At 48.3% G+C, this 5,093-nt stretch carries 5 protein-coding genes; 1 reads left to right on the forward strand and 4 read right to left on the reverse strand.

Translation table 11 applies throughout. The features are described 5' to 3' along the window. Nucleotides 1–52 precede the first annotated feature (52 nt). Nucleotides 53–742, forward strand: a complete 690-nt coding sequence (rpe, locus tag RMO84_RS19765; RefSeq protein WP_309736074.1) for a ribulose-phosphate 3-epimerase — start codon at nucleotides 53–55, stop codon at nucleotides 740–742. Between the two features lie 139 nt (nucleotides 743–881). Here the strand turns inward: rpe and psbM are convergent, their stop codons facing one another. The 4 genes from psbM to RMO84_RS19785 all read right to left on the reverse strand — a co-directional run bounded on the left by psbM (nucleotide 882) and on the right by RMO84_RS19785 (nucleotide 4,769). Next, on the reverse strand, nucleotides 882–998 hold the full coding sequence (gene psbM / locus RMO84_RS19770) for a photosystem II reaction center protein PsbM (protein ID WP_310490151.1): 117 nt from the start codon (nucleotides 996–998) through the stop codon (nucleotides 882–884). A 207-nt stretch (nucleotides 999–1,205) separates the two neighbouring features. Continuing rightward, nucleotides 1,206–1,502: a 2Fe-2S iron-sulfur cluster-binding protein gene (locus RMO84_RS19775; protein ID WP_310490152.1), complete on the reverse strand. Its 297-nt coding sequence runs from the start codon at nucleotides 1,500–1,502 to the stop codon at nucleotides 1,206–1,208. Nucleotides 1,503–1,739: 237 nt separating this feature from the next. Beyond that, a complete protein-coding gene (locus RMO84_RS19780; protein WP_310490153.1) occupies nucleotides 1,740–3,320 on the reverse strand; it encodes a TolC family protein in 1,581 nt (526 codons plus the stop codon). 45 nt (nucleotides 3,321–3,365) lie between these two features. Further along, a complete protein-coding gene (locus RMO84_RS19785; RefSeq protein ID WP_310490154.1) occupies nucleotides 3,366–4,769 on the reverse strand; it encodes a TIGR03279 family radical SAM protein in 1,404 nt (467 codons plus the stop codon). Nucleotides 4,770–5,093 lie beyond the last annotated feature (324 nt).

The raw sequence follows: 5,093 nt of genomic DNA on the forward strand, positions 1-5,093 counted from the left end.
GAAATTGTTAAAATTTTTACTGAAACTTAATCTCAGGAGAACTATAGTAACTATGAGCCAGAAATCCTTAGTCATTTCCCCGTCGATCCTCTCGGCAGATTTTAGCCGCTTAGGTGAAGAAATTCGGGCTGTGGATGCCGCTGGAGCCGATTGGATTCACGTTGATGTTATGGATGGACGGTTCGTACCAAATATTACTATCGGCCCCCTGATTGTCGAAGCCGTTCGTCCCCATACCAAAAAGATTATCGATGTCCACTTGATGATCGTCGAACCAGAGAAATATGTAGCTGATTTTGCCAAAGCTGGGGCAGATATTATCTCCGTCCATGCCGAGTACAATGCTTCAGCTCACCTGCACCGCACCTTGGGCCAAATCAAAGAACTTGGCAAACAAGCTGGTGTCGTCCTCAACCCTGGTACGCCGCTAGAACTAATCGAATACGTCCTCGACTTATGCGATTTGGTGCTAATTATGAGCGTCAACCCTGGTTTTGGCGGTCAAAGCTTTATTCCGAGCGCAGTTACTAAAGTCGCTAAGTTGCGTCAAATGTGCGACGAACGCGGCCTAGATCCCTGGATCGAAGTCGATGGTGGTCTCAAGCCAAATAATAGCTGGCAAGTCATCGAAGCTGGTGCAAATGCGATCGTCGCTGGTTCGGCTGTCTTTAACGCACCTGACTATGCTGAAGCCATCAAAGGTGTTCGCAATAGCAAGCGTCCAGAATTAGCTAAGGTTTAGGCTTTAGGCTTTAGGTTTTAGGGGGAAAGATAAAAGACTGTTTTCGACCCTTTCCCTTTCACTGATGAATCTATGCAAAAGACGGCTAGAGAGTTAATCTCTAGCCGTCTTTTTGTCTGGATGACTACGATTCAAAAGCTTATGAATCAGTCCCGGTGTTGTTGGAGTTGGTTTGAATATAGAGAATAATCAAGAAAATTGTCGGTACGAGCACGAATAGCAGGCTGGCGACGAAACCTAAATCGTTAGTTTGCATTTAGAGTAATTCCTATAAAGTATTTTTTATCCCCACCCTGACTAGAATATCACTTCCAGTGAGGGTGTAGGCAGTTTAGTCAAGATTTAACTGACGCGTTGGCGTAGCCTACCGGAGGTAATCGCCACTAGCCTCTATTTCGACTCAATTTTCCACATTCAGCTACCAGTAAGGATCTCCATCCTCACTAGCTACTGAATAGAGCAACTAGGGTTTAGTATTGACGCACACAGCACCATTAACCAATGTCTGACAAGCGAGGCGGTAGTTAGCAGGTTTTTTCGCCAGTTTCCGATTCTCAAAATCAGTCCGGGGAGAGAGATTTTCCATCCCTTCGACGATCTCGACACCACACATGCCACATTGACCGTAGCCACCACAGTTCATCAGTTTACCTTTGAAGGTATAGATATCAATCTGGTTTTGAACGGCCTTCTCGCGCAGATTTGCCCCCTGTGCGACGACAATCTCCTTGTTCTCTTTAATAAACTTAATCGCGCTCATCTCGTACCCCCAGAATAATTTATGTCCTACTTAAGAATTATTAAGATCTTTGACGGTTTTGCCAAGGGGGTAAGGGTAGGGATTAGGGATAAGGGGATAGGGGATAGGGATTAGGGGATAGTAGATAGTGGATAGTGAATAATGGCTAGAGGGTCAGGGAATAGAGCGTTTATAAACGCAAACGTTCCTAACTCCCAACTCCCTAATCCCTAATCCCTATCCCCTATCCCCTACCCTCTACTCATTAACCACCGTCGCCGTCCGCAGATTAGCCAGAGCGCGATTGTAATTGAGAATTGCGGTAACGCGGTTGCCACGAGCGGTAGCCAGGGCGGTTTGGGCGTTGATGACATCAGTTTGGGTACCAACCCCTGCTTGAAAACGCAATCGGGCGAGTTTGAGACTTTCTTCAGCTTGGGTGAGTGCCTGAGTAGAAGTAGCGATATTTTTTTGGCTAGAGCCGAGGCTGAAGTAAGCTTGTTCGACTTGATACCGAATTTGATTCCGAGTGCTCGTAAACTGGTTCTCGTAAATTGTTTCGTTGACCCTTTGAATGTTGGTATTTGCGGCGGCAGCACCACCATCGAGAAAGTTCCAAGTCAATTGGACGCCAACGCTATAGGTATCTCGAACGGAAGTAGACGTAGTCAGGGTTTTGCCCAAACCATAACTGCCAACTAGATCTACTTGAGCAGCATTAGCGGCTGAGGCAATATTTTGTTGCTGTTGACTGCTCCGGCGCAGGGAGAGTTGTTGCTCGGCTTCGGGGCGATTTTTGAAGGCGAGGATGATGCTATCTTCAAGTGAATATTTCCAGGTGCCTAGCTCGCGGACGGCATCAGCGGCGGTGAATTCCGTATTATTATCAACGACGAGGATTTGAGCGAGATTTTTGCGGGCGGTCTGTTGTTGAGATTGAGCGTTGGTCAGATTTTGATTGGCAGTAGCCAGCTGGACTTGGGCGGTGAGAATATCAAATCTCGTCCCCACACCCGCTCGCTCTTGGAGTTGAGCGTCGCTCAAACTGCGAGTAGCATCTCTAACAGAAGCTTGACTGATAATAATCGAAGAATCGGCAGCTTGGAGATCGTAGTAGGCGGTAATGACTAGACTGCGGACTTGTTGCTCGACGCGCACGAGATCGAGCTGGTCGTATCGGACTTGTTCTTCGGCAGCGCGAACGCTACTCTGGTTGCGACCCGCATCCAAAATGGTGTACTTGGCAGAGGCTGCGCCATTGACGCTGGTACTACTGCTATTAGTAGTTAGAGCAGAGTTATTACCGAAAATCAAAGACGATCCGGCATTGGTGAGATCGCTTTGCAATCCTACCCGCACGGATTGAGCGGATTGAGCTAGATTGATACTCTGGCGACTGCGATCGACGCCCAGTCGCGCGACTTGAACCTGGCGATTGTTGCGGAAGGCGATCTCGATCGCTTGTTGAAGGGTAATTGCTTGGCTACCTGTAATCCTTACTTCACCACCTGTTTTGGGCAGGTTGAGTTCGTTGGGTAGTTTGATATTGGGCGATGATGGCGGTGCGGTGGGGGTGGGTGGGGTAGTCGTTTTTTGGGCGATGAGCGATCGACTAGCGCGGGGGGACTGAGTACTCCTGTGTCGTAGGCTGCGATCGCTTCCCGCGTCCTCTACCGCTGCGGCCCTAGCCGTTGCGAATCCCCACCCACTAAAATTTAATAAGACGATCGCGCAAATCGATTGCATTCTGGCGGTTGGCTGCCGATGGCGTTCGTGCCGCTTCACTAAGCTCACAATGCGGCTGTTTAACATGTAAATTAATTCGATCGGAGTCAACATATGCGCTTAATCTATAACTACTTAAAAATTCGCTTACCTTTAATACTACAACGTTCGATTTGGCAGAGATGCTGCTGGAGAGGAGAAATGCGGCTCTGAGTCGCTAACCCCCGCTCTATCTTCCCCTAATTGTTCCAGAAAATCTGGAATTCCGCTGACGGGAATCATGGGTACTTGTAATTTTTCAGCCAATTCATCTAGAGTTACATCGTCGAGAAACTTGGCTTCGTCGTGCTTGAGCATTACGCTAGGAATCAGGACTCGATCGCCCAAATCGCGATTCGGTAGCTCGGCCAGCAAGTCTTGTCCGGTCAATAGTCCGGTAACTGTCATCTGTTGCCCCCAATATTGGCTGGCAATGGCGACTAAGTTAACCTGAAGACCTGGGACTTGATTTAGTCGATCGACGATAGGTTGGAAGGCATTTTCCACGGCATTGCCCACGACCCAAGTGCAGGTGCGCGGGGGCGAAATTTCAGTAATCTCCCAGTCGGCGATTTCTTCGGCAAATTCATCGAGAAAACGCCGAATGGAGCCGACTCCATTGCCCAATTGGGGGTAGTCTTCGTAGTAATCGCTAGGCGGCAGTTCGACTCCAGCAATTAGATACCATTCATCAGCTAACCAGACGAAAGTAGAATCGAATTGGTGCCGAAATTCTTGTTGCAAGGCTTCGACTCGATCGATAACAACCTTGGCAATTTCCGGCGTAACGGGTGAAAGTTCGGTCAAATTGGGGCGAAAGCGCGTCAACCCGACGGGTACCACTGCCACGGAAGCTACTGTTGGTATATCTCCATGATGGAAGCTGGCTAAATCGCGGATAGTGCGATCGAGATGTTCGCCGTCATTAATCCCCGGACACAACACAACTTGAGCGTGAATTTCGAGGCAGTGAGACTGAAACCATTCGAGCTGCTTCATAATTTCGCCCGCTCGCTGATTTTTGAGCAGTTGCGATCGAATATCTGGCTCGGTGGCATGGACGGAGACATACAAAGGCGAGAGCCGCATCTGGGCAATCCGATCCCATTCTTTGGTAGTGAGATTGGTGAGAGTCAGATAGCTGCCATATAAGAAACTCAGTCGATAATCATCATCTTTAAAATACAAAGATTCCCGTTTACCAGGCGGTTGTTGGTCGATAAAACAGAAGGGGCACTTATTGTTACACTGAATCAGGCCGTCGAATAAAGCCGTCTCAAATTCCAGTCCCAAATCCTCATCATAATCCTTCTCAATCTCGACCTGGTGAGATTTTCCCTTAATGTCTAGTACTTCTAAATCTAAAAATTCATCCGCACAAAGAAACTGATAATCGATTAAATCGCGCGGTTTTTGCCCGTTAATCTTTACCAATCGATCGCCAGGACTAAAGCCAATCTCTGCCGCGATCGAATCGGGAACAACTCCACTAATTATGGCCGGACGGATCGCAGTTTCGCTCATGAGTTGGGAGTTGGGAGTTGGGAGTTGCGACTGAAATCACGCGGAGGTTCCCTCCGCATGTGTTTCAGTCAAGACAGGGAGCGGGGAGCGGGGACGAGGTGACGCTTAATTTTAAGCTTCTCAAGCCTAATTCCTAAAGCCTAAAACCTAAAACCTAAAGCTTAATTCCTAATTCTTCCCTCGCCCAGCAGGTTTGGTATTCACAGTGGCGGGAGGAGCTGAAATTGCCACTAGGACTTGAGTACCCACAATTTTAGCAGAATAAGCAGCTAGAGGCTTGGTCGCGGGGCCATTCAAGACTTCACCATTGGCATCAAAACTGGC

This window comes from Chamaesiphon sp. VAR_69_metabat_338 (assembly GCF_031423935.1).
Taxonomy (GTDB): domain Bacteria; phylum Cyanobacteriota; class Cyanobacteriia; order Cyanobacteriales; family Chamaesiphonaceae; genus Chamaesiphon.